This window comes from Veillonella sp. ZSJB6 (assembly GCF_051549505.1).
Lineage (GTDB): Bacteria > Bacillota > Negativicutes > Veillonellales > Veillonellaceae > Veillonella.
Genome location: NZ_JBPUGE010000184.1, coordinates 1 through 237, shown reverse-complemented (window position 1 = coordinate 237; position 237 = coordinate 1). Strand labels below are relative to the sequence as shown.

Here is a 237-nt window from a genome sequence, read left to right as displayed (position 1 = left end):
GATCGAGTTATGACGAATCAGGCAAGATAATTTTATTATTTCTGCTTCTGAAGATGAGCTTTCAACAGGGCCAGGGCCTTGCTCCGATGGGATATTGAGTTCTTGACATCAGACGACAATTCAGCATAAGTAAACCGTTTTGTCAAGGAACGTCGACAATTCGTTAATAAAAGTTCAATGATGCAAGTGATGTAAGGATATGTTAAGGAAAACCCATCAGGCTGAAACACGGGGTCC

At 41.4% G+C, this 237-nt stretch carries 1 protein-coding gene; it reads right to left on the bottom strand.

From position 1 onward, the window contains the following. Nucleotides 1–35: 35 nt before the first annotated feature. Complete coding sequence (locus ACSV5T_RS10360) at nucleotides 36–230, bottom strand: non-canonical purine NTP pyrophosphatase (protein WP_438321092.1); 195 nt, start codon at nucleotides 228–230, stop codon at nucleotides 36–38. Nucleotides 231–237 lie beyond the last annotated feature (7 nt).